The organism is Pantoea sp. GD03673 (assembly GCF_029844725.1).
Classification (GTDB): Bacteria; Pseudomonadota; Gammaproteobacteria; order Enterobacterales; family Enterobacteriaceae; genus Pantoea.
In genome coordinates this window covers 429,050-449,300 of the sequence record NZ_JAOCKJ010000002.1, presented here as the reverse complement: position 1 = coordinate 449,300, position 20,251 = coordinate 429,050, and the positions used below count along the sequence as shown (strand labels likewise).

General features: G+C 56.8%; 16 protein-coding genes. 13 read left to right on the top strand and 3 right to left on the bottom strand.

Annotated features, from left to right (window positions below; genetic code table 11):
- The first annotated feature begins 3 nt into the window (after nucleotides 1-3).
- The 12 genes from pbpC to N5J69_RS05315 all read left to right on the top strand — a co-directional run bounded on the left by pbpC (nucleotide 4) and on the right by N5J69_RS05315 (nucleotide 15,216).
- On the top strand, nucleotides 4-2,331 hold the full coding sequence (gene pbpC / locus N5J69_RS05370) for a peptidoglycan glycosyltransferase PbpC (protein ID WP_279768569.1): 2,328 nt from the start codon (nucleotides 4-6) through the stop codon (nucleotides 2,329-2,331).
- 175 nt (nucleotides 2,332-2,506) lie between these two features.
- The gene (ndk, locus tag N5J69_RS05365; protein ID WP_003848684.1) at nucleotides 2,507-2,938 is read left to right on the top strand and encodes a nucleoside-diphosphate kinase; all 432 of its coding nucleotides are present in this window, start codon (nucleotides 2,507-2,509) and stop codon (nucleotides 2,936-2,938) included.
- 186 nt (nucleotides 2,939-3,124) lie between these two features.
- Nucleotides 3,125-4,294, top strand: a complete 1,170-nt coding sequence (locus N5J69_RS05360) for a bifunctional tRNA (adenosine(37)-C2)-methyltransferase TrmG/ribosomal RNA large subunit methyltransferase RlmN (protein ID WP_013358729.1) — start codon at nucleotides 3,125-3,127, stop codon at nucleotides 4,292-4,294.
- A gap of 80 nt (nucleotides 4,295-4,374) precedes the next feature.
- Nucleotides 4,375-5,109 (top strand): type IV pilus biogenesis/stability protein PilW, encoded by a 735-nt coding sequence (gene pilW / locus N5J69_RS05355; RefSeq protein WP_279768561.1) that lies wholly within the window; start codon nucleotides 4,375-4,377, stop codon nucleotides 5,107-5,109.
- The gene (gene rodZ, locus N5J69_RS05350) at nucleotides 5,099-6,115 is read left to right on the top strand and encodes a cytoskeleton protein RodZ (RefSeq protein WP_279768558.1); all 1,017 of its coding nucleotides are present in this window, start codon (nucleotides 5,099-5,101) and stop codon (nucleotides 6,113-6,115) included. Before pilW ends, rodZ begins: the two co-directional genes overlap by 11 nt.
- 37 nt (nucleotides 6,116-6,152) lie before the next feature.
- Nucleotides 6,153-7,274, top strand: coding sequence for a flavodoxin-dependent (E)-4-hydroxy-3-methylbut-2-enyl-diphosphate synthase (ispG, locus tag N5J69_RS05345; RefSeq protein WP_150012595.1), 1,122 nt, complete (start codon nucleotides 6,153-6,155; stop codon nucleotides 7,272-7,274).
- Nucleotides 7,275-7,379: 105 nt separating this feature from the next.
- Nucleotides 7,380-8,654 (top strand): histidine--tRNA ligase, encoded by a 1,275-nt coding sequence (hisS, locus tag N5J69_RS05340; RefSeq protein ID WP_279768555.1) that lies wholly within the window; start codon nucleotides 7,380-7,382, stop codon nucleotides 8,652-8,654.
- A gap of 39 nt (nucleotides 8,655-8,693) precedes the next feature.
- Nucleotides 8,694-9,311 carry a YfgM family protein gene (locus N5J69_RS05335; protein WP_279768553.1) on the top strand — a complete coding sequence of 206 codons (618 nt, stop codon included), beginning with the start codon at nucleotides 8,694-8,696 and terminating at the stop codon, nucleotides 9,309-9,311.
- A 19-nt stretch (nucleotides 9,312-9,330) separates the two neighbouring features.
- A complete protein-coding gene (bamB, locus tag N5J69_RS05330; protein WP_279768552.1) occupies nucleotides 9,331-10,512 on the top strand; it encodes an outer membrane protein assembly factor BamB in 1,182 nt (393 codons plus the stop codon).
- Nucleotides 10,513-10,686: 174 nt separating this feature from the next.
- Complete coding sequence (gene der, locus N5J69_RS05325) at nucleotides 10,687-12,177, top strand: ribosome biogenesis GTPase Der (RefSeq protein ID WP_279768550.1); 1,491 nt, start codon at nucleotides 10,687-10,689, stop codon at nucleotides 12,175-12,177.
- Between the two features lie 63 nt (nucleotides 12,178-12,240).
- On the top strand, nucleotides 12,241-12,462 hold the full coding sequence (locus tag N5J69_RS05320; RefSeq protein WP_279768548.1) for a zinc ribbon domain-containing protein: 222 nt from the start codon (nucleotides 12,241-12,243) through the stop codon (nucleotides 12,460-12,462).
- Nucleotides 12,463-12,774: 312 nt separating this feature from the next.
- A complete protein-coding gene (locus N5J69_RS05315; RefSeq protein ID WP_279768545.1) occupies nucleotides 12,775-15,216 on the top strand; it encodes a glucose/quinate/shikimate family membrane-bound PQQ-dependent dehydrogenase in 2,442 nt (813 codons plus the stop codon).
- A 46-nt stretch (nucleotides 15,217-15,262) separates the two neighbouring features.
- Here N5J69_RS05315 and N5J69_RS05310 read toward each other — a convergent pair whose 3' ends face one another.
- The 3 genes from N5J69_RS05310 to xseA all read right to left on the bottom strand — a co-directional run bounded on the left by N5J69_RS05310 (nucleotide 15,263) and on the right by xseA (nucleotide 18,610).
- Entirely contained in the window at nucleotides 15,263-15,595 is a 333-nt protein-coding gene (locus N5J69_RS05310; RefSeq protein WP_279768544.1) for a protealysin inhibitor emfourin, read from the bottom strand.
- Nucleotides 15,592-16,605: a M4 family metallopeptidase gene (locus N5J69_RS05305; protein WP_279768543.1), complete on the bottom strand. Its 1,014-nt coding sequence runs from the start codon at nucleotides 16,603-16,605 to the stop codon at nucleotides 15,592-15,594. Before N5J69_RS05305 ends, N5J69_RS05310 begins: the two co-directional genes overlap by 4 nt.
- A 631-nt stretch (nucleotides 16,606-17,236) precedes the next feature.
- Nucleotides 17,237-18,610 (bottom strand): exodeoxyribonuclease VII large subunit, encoded by a 1,374-nt coding sequence (gene xseA / locus N5J69_RS05300; protein WP_279768723.1) that lies wholly within the window; start codon nucleotides 18,608-18,610, stop codon nucleotides 17,237-17,239.
- 168 nt (nucleotides 18,611-18,778) lie between these two features.
- Between xseA and guaB the strand changes: the two genes are divergently transcribed.
- Nucleotides 18,779-20,245 carry an IMP dehydrogenase gene (gene guaB, locus N5J69_RS05295; protein WP_279768542.1) on the top strand — a complete coding sequence of 489 codons (1,467 nt, stop codon included), beginning with the start codon at nucleotides 18,779-18,781 and terminating at the stop codon, nucleotides 20,243-20,245.
- The last annotated feature ends 6 nt before the right edge of the window (nucleotides 20,246-20,251 follow it).

The window sequence follows — 20,251 nt, the reverse complement described above, 5'->3', positions numbered from 1 at the left end:
CACATGTTAAAACGCCGTACCCTTAAAAAGTGGTGGCTCGCGCTGCCGCTTTTTTTTCTGGCACTGTGGCTGGCAACGTGGGGGCTGGATCGCCTGTTCCCGCTGCCGCTTAAACAGGTGCAGCCTGCACGGGTGATTGTGGCCAGCGACGGTACGCCATTGTGGCGCTTTGCTGACAGCAAGGGCATCTGGCGCTATCCGGTCACACCCGATGACGTGGCACCGGCGTATCTGCAGGCGCTGCTGACCTATGAGGATCGCTGGTTCTGGTATCACCCCGGCATCAACCCGCTGGCGCTGGTGCGCGCTGCCTGGCAGGATGTGCGCCATCAGAGCGTCATTTCCGGGGGCAGCACCCTGACCATGCAGGTGGCGCGCCTGATCGACCCGCAACCCCGTACCCTGCGTGGAAAGCTGATTCAGGCGTGGCGGGCGCTGCAGCTGGAATGGCATCTTTCCAAACGTGACATCCTGACGCTCTACCTTAACCGGGCGCCCTTTGGCGGCACGCTGGAAGGGGTGGGGGCGGCAAGCTGGAGCTGGCTGGGAAAAGCCCCGTCACAGCTGACACCCGGCGAGGCGGCGCTGCTGGCCGTGTTGCCGCAGGCACCCAGCCGTCTGCGGCCCGATCGCTGGCCGGAACGGGCGGAAGCGGCACGCAATAAAGTGCTGGATCGGCTGGCGGAATACCGCATCTGGTCTGCTGAACAGGTGGCGGAAATCCGTCAGGAGCCGGTGTGGCTGCCGCCGCGTCAGATGCCGCAGATGGCACCGCTGCTGGCCCGGCGGCTGCTGTCGATCAGCCGCAGCGATAAGATTGTCTCTACGCTCGATCCTTCCCTGCAGCGCGAACTGGAAAGTCTGGCGCTGAACGTTAAGAACCAGCTTCCGCCGCGCACCTCACTGGCGATGCTGGTCGTGGATCACACCAACATGGCGGTGCGCGGCTACGTCGGGTCGGCTGACTTTACTGATGACAGCCGTTTCGGGCATGTGGATATGATTGCCAGCGTGCGTTCGCCAGGCTCGGTGTTAAAACCCTTTATCTATGGCATGGCGATGGACGAGGGGCTTATTCATGCCGAATCGCTGCTGCAGGATGTGCCGCGTCGCTTTGGGGATTATCGTCCGGGCAACTTCGACACCGGGTTTCACGGACCGGTCAGCGCCAGTGACGCGCTGGTGCGATCCCTGAATCTGCCCGCCGTACAGCTGCTGGAGGCGCTGGGACCGAAAAATGTCACGGCGCGTCTGCGCAACGCGGGTCTGAACTTACGTTTCCCGCCAGGCGCTGAACCTAATCTTTCACTGATTCTTGGCGGCACCGGGGCGCGCATGGATGAGATTGTCGCGGCTTACAGCGCCTTTGCCCGTCACGGCAATGCCGGTCAGCTGCGCTGGATGCCCAATCAGCCTCTGCAACAGCGGCCGCTGCTTTCACCAGAATCGGCGTGGATCATCCGGCGTATCCTGGCCGGGGAAGCGCAGCCCGCAGGTAATGGCAGCGTACCTGATGTGGTGCCGCTGGCCTGGAAAACCGGCACCAGTTATGGCTACCGCGACGCCTGGTCGGTAGGCATCAATCCCCGCTATCTGATTGGTGTCTGGGTCGGGCGACCGGATGCCACGCCGGTTGCCGGGCAGTTTGGTTTTGCCTCTGCCGTGCCAGTAATGAATCAGATTAATAGCGCACTGATGAGCCGCCTCGGCAGGCGGGATGTGCCACGCGATCCACGTCCGGCCTCGGTCACGGTCGCGACCATCTGCTGGCCTGGCGGTCAGCCGCTGCCTGCCGGAGACGAAAACTGCCGTCAGCAGCGACAAAGCTGGGTTGCCTCCGATACCCTGCCGCCAACGCTGCTGGCACCGGGTCAGGAGGGCCTCAGCGGATTACGCCTGAGTGACTGGCAGAATGCGCAAGGACGTCGCGTCGCAGCCGACTGCCCCGGTGCCACCCGTCACGAACGGCTGGTCTGGCCGCTGCCGCTGGAAGCCTGGCTGCCGCCTCAGGAGCGGCGGGCGCAACGCCTGCCGCCTGTTGATACGCAGTGTCCGCCGTTACAGCAGGGCAGCAGTGCGCCGCTGATCGTTACCGGCGTGACTGACGGACAAATTGTCAGGCCGTTGCCGGGCAACAACACGCTGACGCTCCCGGTCGCGGTGCAGGGCGGGCAGGGCACGCAGCGCTGGTGGTTCCTGAATGGCGAGCCACTGATGACGCAAAGCGCCGCAGAGAGCCTGTCACTGCAACTCGATCATCCGGGCGAGTATCAGCTGGTGGTAATGGATGAAGAGGGGCAGCTCGTCTCGGTCACCTTCAGCCGCAGCTGACTGTTTTCTGTGCTAAATCATAACTGTGGCGTGTCTGCTTCGACTCAGATCAAGAATTTTCAACAAATTGGGGATCTCTGATAGGCAATGCCGGACTCAGCCCCTATAATCGGCGCCGTTTCTTAACCGGGGCGGACGCCACCGGTTTCTTCAGAACGTCAAGACAGAGGTCATCATGGCAATCGAACGTACTTTTTCTATCATCAAGCCAAACGCCGTCGCTAAAAATGTGATTGGTGCTATCTACAACCGTTTTGAAAGCGCAGGCTTCAAAATCGTTGGCGCAAAAATGCTGCAGCTGAGCAAAGAGCAGGCTGAAGGCTTTTACGCTGAGCACCAGGGCAAGCCATTCTTCGATGGTCTGGTTGAATTCATGACCTCTGGCCCGGTTGTTGTTTCCGTGCTGGAAGGTGAAAATGCGGTTCAGCGTCACCGTGACCTGATGGGTGCAACTAACCCGGCAAACGCACTGGCTGGCACACTGCGTGCTGACTACGCGGACAGCTTCACCGAAAACGCCACGCACGGTTCAGATTCTGCTGAATCTGCTGCCCGCGAAATCGCCTATTTCTTTGGCGAAAACGAAATCTGCCCACGTACCCGTTAATCGCCCGGCGATAAACGTTACAGCAGCTTTACAAAAATCTGCCTGAGGGAGGTCACTCCCGTCTGTTATCAGGCGGCAGATGTTGTACAATATTGCGCCTTCATTGACATCGCTTAATGAGGGCGCAATTTTTTCACCTATCCCTGAACAGCGCCATAACGTGTAACAACGAGGCCAGAGAATATTATGTCCGAACAGATTGTGACGTCCGCGTCCGCATCCCCCATTGTCGTCTCCCCTAAAAGCCAGAAAATAAACCTGCTGGATCTCAACCGTCAGCAGATGCGCGAATTCTTCCTGTCGCTGGGCGAAAAGCCGTTCCGCGCCGATCAGGTCATGAAGTGGATCTATCACTACTGCTGCGATGACTTCGAGCAGATGACCGACATCAACAAGAAGCTGCGCAACCGGCTGATGGAGCTGACGGAAATCCGCGCGCCGGAAGTGGCCGAAGAGATGCGCTCTACCGACGGCACCATCAAGTGGGCCATTCGCGTGGGCGACCAGCTGGTGGAAACGGTCTATATCCCGGAAGGCGACCGTGCCACGCTCTGTGTTTCGTCACAGGTGGGTTGTGCGCTGGAGTGTAAATTCTGTTCGACCGCACAGCAGGGCTTTAACCGTAACCTGCGGGTGTCAGAAATTATTGGTCAGGTGTGGCGTGCGGCGAAAATTGTCGGCGCAGCAAAAATCACCGGCCAGCGTCCCATTACCAACGTGGTAATGATGGGCATGGGCGAGCCGCTGCTCAACCTCAATAATGTGGTCCCGGCGATGGAGATCATGCTGGATGACTTCGGTTTTGGTCTGTCGAAGCGTCGTGTGACCCTTTCTACCTCCGGTGTCGTTCCTGCACTGGATAAACTGGGCGATATGATTGACGTCGCGCTGGCGATCTCCCTGCATGCGCCAAACGATAAGCTGCGTGATGACATCGTACCAATCAACAAAAAGTACAATATCGAAACCTTCCTGGCGGCGGTAAAACGCTACATTGGCAAATCCAACGCCAATCAGGGACGTGTAACGATTGAGTACGTGTTGCTGGATCACGTCAACGACAGCACCGATGATGCGCATGAACTTGCCGCATTACTGAAAGAAACTCCGTGTAAAATCAACCTGATTCCGTGGAACCCCTTCCCGGGCGCGCCGTATGGCCGTAGCTCAAACAGCCGCATCGATCGTTTCTCCAAAGTGCTGATGGACTATGGTTTCACCACCATCGTGCGAAAAACCCGTGGTGACGATATTGATGCCGCCTGCGGTCAGTTAGCCGGAGAGGTGATCGACCGTACCAAGCGAACGCTGCGCAAAAAAATGGCGGGTGAAGCCATATCTGTGAAGGCGCTCTAGAAGAGTGACACCGTGCGTTTCCTGACGAGATGACGCGTGGCAGGCTGCAGCCTGTCAACGTCAACCGGATGGAAATGATTATGCGTAACGGATTACCTGCCGTTTTAGTGGCGCTGTTTGTTGTAAGCGGGTGTGTCAGCCAGCCGCCTGAACCCGGCGCAGAAGCAGTGCGTCTGCAGTTAGGGATGCACTATCTGGCGGGGGGAGACTATGCCGCAGCGGAGCGAAACTTTCTGCGGGCACAGGCCGCCGCGCCTGAGGATTACCGGGTCTCGCTTGCGCTGGCACGGCTGGCGCAACAGCAGGGTAACCAGACAGCGGCACAGGCGCGGTTTAAACGGGCGCAGCAGCAGGCCCCGGATAATGGTTTTGTTGCTAACAATTACGGTGCGTTTCTCTGCGCTTTAAGGCAGTATGACGAAGCGCATCAACAGTTTAGTCGGGCAGGCGCATCACCGCAGTTTGATGCACGCAATGACGCGCATGAACTGGCCGGGTTTTGCTCTCTGCAGGCTGGCGATACTGCCGCTGCCCGCAGGATGCTTCGCCAGGCCATTGACGCTGACAGGCGCAAAGCGGATTCGCTGCTGTCGGAAGCTGAAAAGCGGATGGCAGATAACCAGCTGGCAAAGGTGCAGGTTTTGCTCGACGTTTACCAGCAACAGCTGCCCGAAACGGCACGAAGTCTGGCGTTACACTTACGTTTCGCCGCGCTACAGGGAAATGCCGCTGACGTTTCACGTTATGGCGACCGGTTAGCGCGACGTTTTCCGCAATCGATACAGTACCAGCGTTATTTAGCTAATGAATACTGAAGCCACTCAAGAAAACTCTGCATTACACTCAACAGGTGAACGCCTGCGTCTGGCCCGTGAGCAGATGGGGCTGACGCAGCAGAACGTCGCTGAGCGCCTGTGCCTGAAACTCTCTACCGTGCGTGACATCGAGGAAGACAAATCGCCTGCCGATTTAGCTTCTACGTTCCTGCGCGGATATATTCGCTCTTACGCACGTCTGGTGCACATTCCTGAAGAGGAACTGCTGCCGATGATGGCGAAACAGACACCGGTTCGGGCTGCAAAGATCGAACCGATGCAAAGTTTCTCCCTGGGCAAACGCCGCAAGAAACGCGACGGCTGGTTGATGATTTTTACCTGGCTGGTGGTCTTTGTGGTGGTGGGTCTGACCGGTGCCTGGTGGTGGCAGAATCATAAAGCGTCGCAGGATGATCTGGTGCCGATGACCGATCAGAACAACAGCAGCGGTGATAACGGTCAGTCGATTCCGCTGGGTGAAACCAGCGGCGACAGCGCAACGCCAGCCGCACCTGACGAAAGTAATCCCCCTGCCAGCGATAACAGCGCGGCCAGCACGCCAGCGAGTGCGGCTCCGGCCGCCAGCGCCAGCAACAGCGCGACGACCGCACAGCCCGATAACACCAGCAATGCGGTCGTGTCGCCAGGCCAGGCCCCTGTGGAAAACACGGCGGCTGCGCCTGCAGCCACCCAGTCCAGTACCAGCACATCACCTCAGATGCCAGTGGGCGCAGCCGCGGTCAGCGAACCGGCTGCTGACCCTAACGCGGTGGTCATGACCTTTAGCGCCGACTGCTGGCTTGAAGTCAGTGATGCAACCGGCAAAAAACTGTTCAGCGGCATTCAGCGCAGTGGTGGTAAACTCAGCCTGGCAGGAACGCCTCCGTATCGTCTGAAAATTGGCGCGCCTTCCGCGGTTCAGGTGCAATATCAGAATCAGCCCGTTGATTTAAGCCGTTTTATCCGTAATAACCAGGTTGCTCGCCTGACGTTGGGTGCGCAATAACAGCGTATCGCGTACCGGGCAATTGTGGAGAAGAAATATGCATAACGAAGCACCCATTATCCGTCGTAAATCTAAACGCATTTACGTCGGCAAGGTGCCCGTCGGTGACGGCGCGCCAATCGCCGTTCAGTCGATGACCAACACCCGCACCACTGACGTGGAAGCGACGGTAAATCAGATCAAAGCCCTTGAGCGAGTCGGTGTGGACATCGTTCGTGTCTCGGTGCCTACCATGGATGCCGCAGAAGCATTCAGGTTGATCAAACAGCAGGTGAACGTCCCGCTGGTTGCAGATATTCATTTTGACTACCGCATCGCCCTGAAAGTCGCCGAATATGGCGTCGACTGCCTGCGCATCAATCCCGGTAATATCGGTAACAATGAGCGCATCCGCATGGTGGTTGACTGTGCGCGCGACAACAATATTCCGATTCGAATTGGCGTGAACGCCGGTTCACTGGAAAAAGATCTGCAGGAAAAGTATGGCGAGCCGACGCCGCAGGCGCTGCTGGAATCTGCCATGCGCCATGTCGATCATCTCGACCGCCTTAACTTCGATCAATTCAAGGTCAGCGTTAAAGCCTCTGATGTTTTCCTCGCGGTCGAATCTTATCGTCTGCTGGCGAAACAGATTGAACAGCCTTTGCATCTCGGCATCACCGAAGCCGGTGGTGCGCGTGCGGGCGCAGTGAAATCGGCGATTGGGCTGGGTCTGCTGCTGTCAGAAGGGATTGGCGATACGCTGCGTATCTCGCTGGCGGCCGATCCGGTTGAAGAGGTCAAAGTCGGTTTCGATATTCTGAAGTCACTGCGGATTCGCTCTCGCGGGATCAACTTCATCGCCTGTCCAACCTGCTCACGTCAGGAGTTTGACGTTATCGGCACGGTCAATGCGCTGGAGCAGCGTCTGGAAGATCTGATTACGCCGATGGACGTCTCGATTATCGGCTGTGTGGTCAACGGACCGGGCGAAGCGACCCTCTCTACGCTGGGTGTCACCGGCGGCAGCAAAAAGAGCGGTTTCTACGAGGATGGTGTGCGTCAGCGCGATCGTCTCGACAACAATGACATGATCGATCAGCTGGAAGCCCGCATTCGGGCTAAAGCGTCGATGCTGGATGCCAGCCGCCGCATTGATGTGCAGCATCTGGAAAAATAATGGCGTGCGCAGCCTGCGTACGTGACTTTTTTGACTGAACCTGTGCGGTTTCATCCTCATAAGGTATGATGCCGGACAGGTTTTTTTGCATTAAGAGATTTTAACGTGGCGAAGAATATTCAGGCGATTCGCGGGATGAATGACTACCTGCCTGCGGATACCGCCCTCTGGCAACGGATTGAAGGCGTGCTCAGGCAGACGCTGGCGAGCTACGGTTATAGCGAAATTCGCTTACCGCTGGTGGAGCAAACCCCACTGTTTAAGCGCGCCATCGGTGAAGTCACCGACGTGGTTGAAAAAGAGATGTATACCTTCGAAGACCGCAACGGTGAAAGCCTGACGCTGCGTCCGGAAGGCACCGCAGGCTGCGTGCGCGCCGGTATCGAACACGGTTTACTCTACAACCAGGAACAGCGCCTGTGGTATATGGGGCCAATGTTCCGCTATGAGCGTCCGCAGAAAGGCCGCTATCGTCAGTTCTACCAGATCGGCGTGGAAGTCTTTGGTCTGCAGGGACCGGACATCGATGCGGAGCTGATCATGCTGAACGCTCGCTGGTGGAAGGCTCTGGGTATCTCTGAGCACGTTCGTCTGGAACTCAACTCTATTGGTTCACAGGAAGCACGCGCACGTTACCGTGACGCGCTGGTCGCCTTCCTCGAACAGCACACAGAGGTGCTGGATGAGGATTGCAAACGCCGCATGTACAGCAACCCGATGCGCGTTCTGGACAGCAAAAATCCCGATGTTCAGCAGCTGCTGAATGATGCGCCACAGCTTGGCGACTACCTGGATGACGAATCCCGCGAACATTTCAGCGGCCTGTGTGGCCTGCTGGATGACGCCGGGATCAGCTACACCGTCAATCAGCGTCTGGTGCGCGGTCTGGATTACTACAATCGCACCGTGATTGAGTGGGTCACCGACAGCCTGGGCTCCCAGGGCACGGTATGCGGCGGTGGTCGCTACGATGGTCTGGTCGAGCAGCTCGGTGGTCGCCCAACGCCCGCCGTTGGTTTCGCCATGGGCATGGAGCGTCTGGTGCTGCTGGTTCAGGCGGTTAATCCTGAATTTGAACCGAAGAGCAATGTGGATGTCTATGTTATCGCTTCAGGTCAGGGCGTGCAGTCTGCTGCGATGCAGCTGGCTGAGAAATTGCGTGATGAAGCGCCGGAACTGAGGCTGATGACCAACTTTGGCGGCGGCAACTTCAAGAAGCAATTTGCCCGTGCTGACAAATGGGGCGCTCGCGTTGCGCTGGTGTTAGGCGAGGATGAAGTCAAAGCCGGTCAGGTCGTGGTTAAAGATCTGCGCCGTGGCGAGCAGCAAACGCTGGATCAGGCAGAGGCTGCTGCTGTATTGCGCACGCTGTTACAGTAAGCGTGACACAGCACCAACCATAGAAAGGAGAAGGATTGCGTGGAAGTGTATAGCAATGAAAACGAGCAGACCGACGCGCTGCGCAACTTTTTTGCCAGCAATGGCAAAGCGTTAGCCATTGGCGTAGTCATCGGCATTGCTGCGCTGGGTGGCTGGCGTTACTGGAGCAGTCATCAGGACGATGCGGCGAAATCCGTATCCGCGCAGTATCAGCAGCTCACCAGCGCCATGCAGGCGGGCAAACCGGAAACGCTGGAAGCGGTAAACCGCTTTGCCAGTGAAAACAGCAATACTTACGGTGCGCTGGCTGCGATGGATCTGGCGAAGCAGTATGTTGATGCCGGTCAGCTTGATAAAGCCGCAACGCTGCTGCAAAACGGACTGAAAGATACCAAAGATGCCAATTTGCAGGCGGTAATCAACCTGCGCCTGGCACGCATTCAACTGCAACAGAATCAAGCCGATGCGGCGCTTAAAACCCTTGACGGTGTGAAGGGTGATGGCTGGACAGCCATTGTGGCCGACATTCGCGGCGAAGCGCTGCTAACCAAAGGCGACAAGCAGGGCGCGCGCGATGCCTGGAGTAAAGGGGTGGAATCTGACGCCTCTCCGGCATTGAAGCAAATGATGCAGATGAAGATGAATAACTTAAGCTAAGCCAGTCAAGAGAGAGCGCATGGAATTACGTAAATACCTGCTGCCGGGACTGATTTCAGTCACTTTGCTCAGCGGTTGTTCGCTGTTTAGCGGCGAAGAAGATGTAGTAAAAATGGCCCCGTTGCCGAAGGTGGAAAATCAGTTCACGCCACAGAAAGTGTGGAACACCTCGGTAGGCGATGGCGTGGGTGACTTCTACTCCAATCTGCATCCTGCCTGGCAGGACAACACGGTTTACGCTGCCGATCGCTTTGGTATCGTTAAAGCGCTGGATGCCGCAGACGGTAAAGAAAAATGGAAAGTCGATCTCTCTGAGAAAACCGGCTTCTTCTCGAAAAACCGCTCAGCCCTGTTATCAGGCGGCCTGACCGCTGATGGCGATCGGGTTTATGTTGGCAGCGAACGCGGCAAGGTTTATGCCCTGAACGGCAGTGATGGCAGCCTGGCCTGGCAGACCAGCGTCGCGGGTGAAGCGCTTTCCCGTCCGGTCGTCAGCGATGGTCTGGTCCTGGTGCATACCAGCAACGGTATGCTGCAGGGGCTGGACCAGAGCAGCGGTGCTGTGAAGTGGAGCGTCAACCTGGATATGCCAGCGTTGTCACTGCGCGGTGAATCTGCACCTGCTGTTGCTTTTGGCGGCGCCATTGTCGGTGGCGACAACGGTCGTGTCAGTGCCGTGGTGATGAACCAGGGGCAACTGATCTGGCAACAGCGCATCTCTCAGGTCAGCGGTGCCACTGAGATCGATCGTCTTAATGACGTCGATACCACCCCGGTTATTGTTAACGGCGTAGTGTATGCACTGGCCTTCAACGGTAATCTGTCCGCGCTGGATCTCCGTTCCGGCCAGATTTTGTGGAAACGCGAAATTGGCGGTGTGAAAGATCTGATTGTCGACGCCGGTCGCATTTATCTGGTCGATCAGGATGACCGCGTGATCGCGCTGAACGCTGACGGCGGCGTTGCCATCTGGCGTCAAAGCGATCTGCTGCATCGCAACCTGACGTCACCGGTGCTCTACAACGGCTACCTGGTGGTCGGCGATAGCGAAGGTTATCTGCACTGGCTGAACACCACTGATGGTCGTTTTGTTGCACAGCAAAAACTGGATAGCGCCGGTTTCCAGACCGAACCGGTGGTCGCCAGCGATAAGCTGCTGATTCAGTCGAAAGACGGCGAGGTTTATGCGATTACCCGTTAACGGGTAAACGTCTGGCAGGTGAAATCCTCCGTTCCGACGGCTCCTGATTTAATCAGGGGCCGTTTCGTTTTTAGTCAGGCATGGTATTCTTTGCGCCTTAAGCCTGAACTTAACGGCCAGAGCCGTTATAATCACGCCATTCGGGCGATTAATTATTTATTGAGGCATTTTGTTATGGTACCTGTGGTCGCGCTGGTTGGGCGTCCCAATGTGGGAAAATCTACGCTATTTAACCGCTTAACCCGCACACGTGATGCGCTGGTAGCGGATTTTCCTGGACTGACTCGCGATCGCAAATATGGTCGCGCCGAAGTGGAAGGGCGCGAATTTATTGTTATTGATACCGGTGGTATCGACGGCACCGAAGAGGGTGTTGAAACGCGGATGGCCGAGCAGTCACTGCTCGCGATTGAAGAAGCGGATGTCGTGCTGTTTATGGTTGATGCGCGTGCGGGCATGATGGCCGCCGATCAGCAAATCGCTAAACATCTTCGTTCCCGTCAGAAAGCCACCTTCCTGGTCGCGAACAAAACGGACGGACTCGACCCGGATCAGGCGGTGGTCGACTTCTATTCCCTGGGCCTGGGCGAGATCCACGCCATTGCGGCGTCGCACGGTCGTGGTGTGACCAGCCTCATCGAAACGGCACTGCTGCCGTGGATGGAAGAGGTTGAGAAGGTCGAACTCACTGAAGAAGAAGAGAACCAGGCTTACTGGGCAGCACTGGACGCCGAAGAGACCGCTGAGCTGGAAGCCGCAGAGGAAGAAGAAAACTTCGATCCGACTGGCTTGCCGATCAAACTGGCGATCGTTGGTCGTCCTAACGTAGGTAAGTCAACGCTTACTAACCGCATCCTCGGTGAAGACCGCGTGGTGGTCTACGATATGCCGGGCACCACCCGCGACAGTATCTACATCCCGATGGAGCGCGATGGACGTGAATACGTTCTGATCGACACCGCAGGCGTGCGCAAGCGTGCCAAAATCTCTGATACCGTTGAGAAATTCTCGGTCATCAAGACGCTGCAGGCGATTGAAGATGCCAACGTCGTGATGCTGGTCATTGATGCTCACGCCGGTATTTCCGATCAGGATCTGTCACTGCTGGGCTTCATTCTTAACAGTGGTCGCTCGCTGGTGATTGTGGTCAACAAATGGGATGGCCTGTCACAGGAAGTGCGTGATGAAGTGAAAGAGACGCTGGACTTCCGTCTGGGCTTTATCGATTTCGCCCGCCTCCACTTTATCTCAGCACTGCACGGCAGCGGTGTTGGTAATCTGTTTGAGTCGATCACGGAAGCCTATGATTGCTCGACCCGGCGCGTAAACACCTCGCTGCTGACCCGCATCATGAACATGGCGGCAGACGATCACCAGCCGCCGCTGGTTCGCGGTCGTCGCGTTAAGCTTAAATATGCCCATGCCGGTGGTTATAACCCGCCAATTGTGGTCATCCACGGTAACCAGGTTAAGGATCTGCCCGATTCTTATAAACGCTACCTGATGAACTACTTCCGTAAATCACTTAACGTGATGGGTACGCCAATTCGTATTCAGTTCAAAGAGGGTGATAACCCTTATGAAGGCAAACGTAACCTGCTGACGCCAACTCAGCAGCGTAAGCGCAAGCGTCTGATGGCGCACATGAAAAAGAATAAGCGTTAACAACATGAGGGCCATCTGGCCCTCTTTTTTTTGCTCTGAATAACGCAGGGCAGGGAGAGCGTAATGCGTGTCGTGTGTGAAAAATGTCAGCAACCGCTGTCGCTCAGCGACGGTGCGTTTATCTGTACGGCCTGCGGAGCGCATTTCCCCGCTTGTCCCTGCTGTCCTGAGTGTTACCAGCGGCTTGACGTGCTGAAAGCCTGTGGCGCAGTGGACTATTTTTGCCGCAACGGACATGGTTTGATCTCCCGCAAACGCGTCCTTTTCCTGCCAGCAGATCACTGACCCCGCTTTCAGCTACGATTAATATCAGCTAATACAGCGTAACGTCCGGCCCTTTTTTGTAGCAAAAATGCTATTGCGCCGTAACAAACGCGTTGTAAATGTTCACTCTGTAATGTACCAGGTGGTACAATCCTGCCGCGTCGTGGGAGGGGGCAGGCACATCCGTGCTCTTCCGGCCTCCTGATTCTCACGGACGCGGGTCTGTTTCTATTCGATTTGAAACCGGGTGATGCTCTGCGCGGACGTATTTAACGTGTCAGAGTCCGGACGGCACCTGTCCGGCCGCTCTGTTTATTCAGGAGAGTAAGTGTTATGGCTGAAACATCCTCCCACTCCGGAAAGGGGCTGGGAATCGCATCCGTGCTGCTCGGACTGGTGCTGCTTGCCACCGGTCTGTTTTTTGCCATTGGCGGCGGCAAACTGGTCGCGCTTGGCGGAAGTTGGTACTTTTTAATTGCGGGTATCGTTACTGTACTCTCCGCTATTCAGTTTTTCCGTCGCAAATCATCGGCAGTGGTGCTGTTCCTGCTGGTCTTTGTCGGCACCCTGATCTGGTCGCTGTTCGACGCAGGTCTGGAGTTCTGGCCGCTGGTCTCGCGCCTGATGGTGCCTGCCGGGCTGATGTTACTGGCCTTCCTGATCTGGCCTTCACTGCGTAAGCACGAAGGTAAGCACGCACTGGCAAAACCCTCTTACGTTTTCTCCGCGCTGCTGGCGGCAGGCATGGTTGTCACGCTGGTGCAGATGTTCCAGCCTCATCCTACCGTTGCAGGCACCGGTGAAGAGCTGCCGCTGATTCCGGTGGATAAAGCGAAACAGCAGAAAGACTGGGATAACTACGGTAATACCCCGCAGGGCAGCCGCTTTGTGGCGCTGGATCAAATCACCCGCGATAACGTGAAAGATCTGCAGGTCGCCTGGACCTTCCGCACCGGTGATACGCCTGTCAGCCCGACCGGTAACGGTGCAGAGGATCAGCAGACGCCGTTGCAGATTGACAACACCCTTTATCTCTGTACGCCGCACAACAACGTCATCGCGGTTGAAGCTGACAGCGGTAAGCAGATCTGGAAACGTGAAATCAATGCGAAAGCAGAGGTCTGGCCGCGCTGCCGTGGTCTGGCTTACTTTGACGCAACCAAACCCCTGCAACAGCCGGATAAGCCGGGTTCATCACCTGTCCCAGCCGCTGTGCTGCCTGCCGGTGACAGCTGCCAGCGCCGTATTTTGATGAACACCATCGACGCGCGTCTGATTGCGATCAACGCCGACAACGGTGAGTTCTGTGAAAACTTTGGCAATCACGGCATTGTTGATCTTAAAGCGGGCCTGGGTCAGGCACCGGATCCACAGTATCAGCTGACCTCAGCGCCAACGCTGGCAGGCAGCACCGTCGTCGTGGGTGGTCGCGTAGCGGATAACGTACAGACCGATATGCCAGGCGGCGTGTTGCGTGGTTTTGACGTTATCACCGGTAAAATGCGCTGGGCGTTTGACCCGGGCAATGTTGACCCGAATGCGATTCTGATGCCGGGTAAAGATTACACCCGCAGTACGCCAAACTCCTGGGCACCGATGTCTTACGATCCGGCAATGAACACCGTGTTCATTCCGATGGGCAGCTCATCCGTTGACCTGTGGGGTGCGAACCGTACCGAACTGGATCACAAATATGGTGCCTCGGTGCTGGCGCTGGATGCGACCACCGGTAAAGAAAAATGGGTCTATCAGACCGTACATAACGATCTGTGGGACTTTGACCTGCCGATGCAGCCAAGCCTGATCGACTTCCCGCAAAAAGATGGCAGCACCACGCCAGCGGTGGTGATTGGCGGTAAAACCGGCATGATCTTCGTGCTTGACCGTATGACCGGTAAGCCGCTGACCAAAGTCGAAGAGCTGCCGATGCCGCAGGGCCATATCCCGAACGAGCAGTACACCAAAACGCAGCCTCACTCGACCGGTATGCCGCAGATTGGCAACCAGACGCTGAAAGAGTCTGACATGTGGGGTGCAACGCCGTTTGATCAGCTGGCCTGCCGTGTCGCCTTCAAATCAATGCGCTATGACGGCCTGTTCACCGTGCCGGACACCGACAAGTCTCTGAGCTTCCCGGGTTCGCTGGGAGGGATGAACTGGGGCAGCATGTCGATCGATCCGAACAACCATCTGCTGTTCGTCAACGACATGCGTCTGGGCCTGTGGGTTCAGATGATCCCGGCTGATACCGGCAGCATTGCGCGTGGCAGCAACGGCGGCGAAGCGATTAACACCGGTATGGGCGCTGTTCCGCTGAAAGGCACGCCATACGCAGTGAACAAAAACCGCTTTATGTCGCCGCTGGGCATCCCTTGTCAGAAGCCGCCATTCGGTACGCTGTCGGCGATTGACCTGAAAACCCAGAAAATCGTCTGGCAGGTGCCGGTCGGCACCGTACAGGACACCGGTCCGTTTGGCATCAAAATGCGCGTGAAGATGCCGGTGGGCATGCCAACACTGGGCGGTACGCTGGCAACGCAGGGTGGCCTGGTGTTCATCGCCGGTACGCAGGATTACTATCTGCGCGCCTTTGATTCTTCAACCGGCAAAGAGGTGTGGAAAGCACGCCTGCCGGTGGGAAGCCAGGGCGGCCCGATGAGCTATGTTTCACCGAAAGATGGTAAGCAGTACATCCTGATTTCGGCTGGCGGCGCACGTCAGTCACCGGATCGTGGTGATTACGTGATTGCTTACGCGCTGCCAGACAGCAAGTAACAACGCTTAAGGAAAAGGGCCGACATTGTCGGCCCTTTTTATTTGCTTATTTGCCGTCGTGCCACAGCGCCTTTAACTCAGGCGGTGCCACCTGTTCCGGGATCAGCAGCACAATGGTGCCTGCTTCCCGGCGGGTGGCATACTGAATCTGAATGCGGAAGTAGCGCTGGTCGCCGCTGCCCACCTGTGCGGCTTTCTCCTCGGGTTCACCCAGCGGCATCGCCTGCTCCAGCGCATGACAGACACGCTGTTTTTCAGGAGGTGGCAGCTCGCCCAGCATAAAACGCCGTTCGGCACGCAGCCCCGGAATAAAGGCCATGCCGCCTTCGCGCGCAACGACGATGGTGGCATCATCGGTGAGTTCGGGCAGTTCACTCATAGCACGCCAACCTCCTTCCACGCCTGTTCAATGGCACTGCTGACCGACTGACTGAACCGCTTTTTACCATGCTGAACGGTGAAGCGGGCAAAGGTCTTAAAGTCCGCATCCTGAGGCAGCTCGTCATCACACAGCGTGTCGTACCAGGCATATCCCGCCTGTTCCCACGCATACCCGCCCAGCGCGGTGGCCGCCAGATAAAAAGCCCGGTTAGGAATGCCGGAGTTAATGTGAACACCGCCATTATCCTCACGGGTTTTCACGTAGTGAACCATGTGAGCGGGTTGCGGATCTTTGCCCAGCATCGGGTCATCGTAGGCGGTACCGGGTTCAGACATCGATCGCAGACCACGCCCGTTAATGCCTTTAGCGAGCAGGCCTTCGCCGATGATCCAGTCTGCTTCCTCTGCGCGCTGTTTTTTACTGTACTGTTTGACCAGAGAGCCAAAGACATCTGACAGCGACTCATTCAGCGCGCCAGCCTGCTCAAAGTAGATTAATCCCGCTTCGTTTTCAGTGACGCCATGCGCCAGCTCGTGCGCCACAACGTCAATCGCAATCGTGAAGCGATTAAAGATTTCGCCGTCACCATCGCCAAATACCATCTGCTGGCCGTTCCAGAAGGCGTTCTGGTATTTCTCACCGTAGTGGACCGTGCCCAGCAGTTTCAGGCCCTGACCATCCAGCGAGTTACGCTGATAAGCCTGCCAGAAGAAGTCATAGGTGATGCCAAGATAGTCCCAGGCTTCTTCAGCCGCGACATCATCATTGCCGGGCTGGCCCTCCTGACGAATCAGCTTACCCGGCAGGGTTTCCTGATTTTGAGCATCATAAATTTCACGATCCACACGACCACCCGCCGCCGTTTTCACGCCGGTCGGCTTTTGCCAGTGTTCCGCCATCAGGTGCTGAACGTGTGTCAGGGTGCGACGCGCCTGCTCCTGCTGGTGGCCGGAACTGTGGTCGATGATCTTGCGAAGGATATAGGGAGGAATAACGCAGTAAGCCATGTGAGACTCCTTGGCAACAGGAATGAGCCAAAAGTATAGACCCGTCTGGCTGGTTAGACCTCATGAGTGAGGCCAGCGATTAATGGAAACGTGCGAATTGACGAAAAGAGCCAGCGTCAGGACACGGTTTTGCGGCGGTGATTATTTTCCAGGCAATAACGCAGTAAGCCATGTGAGACTCCCTGGCAACAGGAATGCGCCAAAAGTATAGACCCGTCTGGCTGGTTAGACCTCATGAGTGAGACCAGCGATTAATGGAAACGTGCGAATCGACGGAAAGAGTAAGCGTCAGGACGCGGTTTTGCGGCGGTGATTATTTTCCAGGCAATAACGCAGTAAGCCATGTGAGACTCCCTGGCAACAGGAATGCGCCAGAAGTACAGACCCGCCTGGCTTAGTGGGCCTCGTGAGTAAGGCCAGCGGTTAGTGGAAACGTGCGAATTGACGGAAAGAGTCAGCGTCAGGAGGCGTTTTGCGGCGGTGATTATTTTCCGGGCAATAGCGCAGCAAGCCATGTGAGACTCCCTGGCGACAGGAATGCGCCAGAAGTACAGACCCACCTGCCTAAATGGGCCTCATGAGTGAGGCCAGCGATTAGTGGAAACGTGCGAATTGACGGAAAGAGTGAGCGTCAGGAGGCGGCTTTGCGTCGGCGCTTTTTCTCGGGCAGCAACTGCGTCACCTGGCTTTCAACCCAGCCATCATCAAGACGGGTGCGCAGCAGGTCGCCGTTCTGAAGCTGTACGGTTTTCTTCACCACCTGACCGGCGGTGTCGGTGGTCACGCTGAACCCACGTGCCAGCGTCGCCAGCGGACTGACGCCTTCCAGCTGTGCCACCAACTGACCAAACGCCTGCTTATTGCTGCTTAGCTGCTTCGTCATGCTCTGCTGCAGACGATAATGCCAGTTTTGCAGCTGCTTTTGCGCTTCGAACAGACGCTGCTGCGGCTGCCGGGCATTGAGCCGATGCGACAGGCGATCCTGCCGACGGGCAGCGTGACGCAGGTGGGTTTCCATCGCTTCACCCAGACGCTGCTGCAGGCGGAACAGGGCGGTCTGCTGACGGGCCAGACGCAGTTGCGGATGCTGCTGTTGCAGGCGATGCTCAAGACGCGTGTAAAGCCGCTGCTGGCGCGCCAGATAGTAATCCATCGCCATCTCCAGCCGCTGTTGCTGCGACTGCAACTGGCGCAGCAGCTCCAGCTGATTTCGGCTGACAATTTCAGCCGCAGCGGAAGGGGTAGGGGCGCGCAAATCGGCAACGAAGTCAGCAATGGTGACGTCGGTTTCATGCCCGACAGCGCTGACGATGGGAATGCGGCTGGCAAAAATGGCGCGCGCCACGCGTTCGTCGTTAAAACTCCACAAATCTTCCAGCGAACCGCCACCGCGTCCGACAATTAACACGTCGCACTCGTTGCGCAGGTTGGCGATTTCAATCGCCCGTACGATAGCGGCTGGGGCATCAACGCCCTGAACCACGGTGGGGTAGATGACGACGGGCAGAGAGGGATCACGGCGATGCAGCACGCGTAACACATCGTGCAGCGCCGCACCGGTGGAGGAAGTGATTACCCCGACCTGACGCGCCGGTTCCGGCAGCGGTTGCTTGTGCTGCGGATCAAACAGGCCTTCGGTTGCCAGCTTTGCTTTCAGCAACTCAAACTGCTGTTGCAGCAACCCTTCACCCGCCGGATGCATACTTTCGGCAATCAGCTGATAGTCACCGCGAGGTTCATAGAGCGTAATGTTGGCGCGCACCAGCACCTGCTGACCATGCTGCGGACGGAAAGTGACGCGGCGATTGCTGTTGCGGAACATGGCGCAGCGAACCTGAGCGCCATCATCTTTTAGCGTGAAGTACCAGTGACCGGAGGCCGGTTGGGTGAAGTTGGAGATCTCGGCGCTGATCCAGACCAGGCCCATCTCTTTCTCCAGCAGCTGACGCACTGTCGTATTAAGACGGCTGACGGTAAAAATATTGGCGATGGGTGGCAGCGACATGTGATGAAGATCAAATTCCAAATCAGCAGGTTAATTCATCGATACTACAGGGCTGCCGGTGGGGATCAAGAGTTTTTCTTAAATAATGCTGGAGGCAATCGATTACGGCCTGTATAATGCCGCGGCAATATTTTATCTAATCTCAATCACCCGAGGTGGAGTATTGCCATGTTAAGAATCGCTAAAGAAGCACTCACTTTTGACGACGTTCTGCTCGTTCCTGCTCACTCCACCGTCCTGCCTAATACGGCCGATCTCAGCACTCAGCTGACCAAAAATATCCGTTTAAACATTCCTATGCTCTCCGCTGCGATGGATACCGTGACTGAAGCGGGTCTGGCGATTGCGCTGGCACAGGAAGGCGGTCTTGGCTTTATTCACAAAAACATGTCAATTGACCGCCAGGCAGATGAAGTGCGCAAGGTGAAGAAACATGAGAGCGGCGTGGTTACTGACCCGCAGACCGTGCTGCCTACCACCCCACTGGCTGACGTTAAAGCCCTGACCGAGCGCAACGGCTTTGCGGGCTACCCGGTGGTAAACCGCGACAACGAACTGGTGGGGATCATCACCGGTCGTGACGTGCGCTTTGTTACCGACCTTTCACAGCCTGTCTCTGCGGTTATGACCCCGAAAGATCGTCTGGTGACGGTGAAAGAGGGCGAGGCGCGCGACGTTGTCCTGCAGAAAATGCATGAAAAACGCGTTGAGAAAGCGCTGGTGGTGGATGACAGCTTCCATCTGCTGGGCATGATCACCGTTAAAGACTTCCAGAAAGCCGAACGTAAACCTAACGCCTGTAAAGATGCGCAGGGCCGTCTGCGTGTTGGTGCGGCGGTGGGTGCCGGTGCCGGTAATGAAGAGCGCATTGATGCGCTGGTCGCAGCGGGCGTTGATGTGCTGCTGATTGACTCTTCGCACGGCCACTCTGAAGGCGTGCTGTCACGTATCCGTGAAACCCGTGCGAAATATCCGGACCTGGAAATCGTTGGCGGCAACGTCGCCACCGGTGCAGGCGCACTGGCGCTGGTCGCGGCAGGCGTCAGCGCCGTTAAAGTCGGTATTGGCCCTGGCTCTATCTGTACGACCCGTATTGTCACTGGCGTAGGCGTTCCGCAGATCACTGCTGTTTCTGACGCCGTAACCGCGCTGGAAGGCACCGGTATTCCGGTGATCGCCGATGGCGGTATCCGTTTCTCCGGTGACATCGCCAAAGCAATCGCCGCAGGTGCCTCCTGTGTGATGGTGGGTTCAATGCTGGCGGGGACCGAAGAGTCACCGGGCGAGATCGAACTCTATCAGGGCCGTTCGTTTAAATCTTACCGTGGTATGGGTTCGCTGGGCGCGATGTCCAAAGGCTCTTCTGACCGTTACTTCCAGACTGACAACGCCGCTGACAAACTGGTTCCTGAAGGGATCGAAGGTCGCGTGGCCTATAAAGGCCGTCTGAAAGAGATCGTGCATCAGCAGATGGGTGGCCTGCGCTCGTGCATGGGCCTGACCGGTTGCCCGACCATTGACGACCTGCGCACCAAAGCGGAATTTGTCCGCATCAGCGGCGCGGGCATCAATGAGAGCCACGTGCATGATGTGACCATCACCAAAGAGTCACCGAATTACCGCATGGGTTCGTAATCCCGA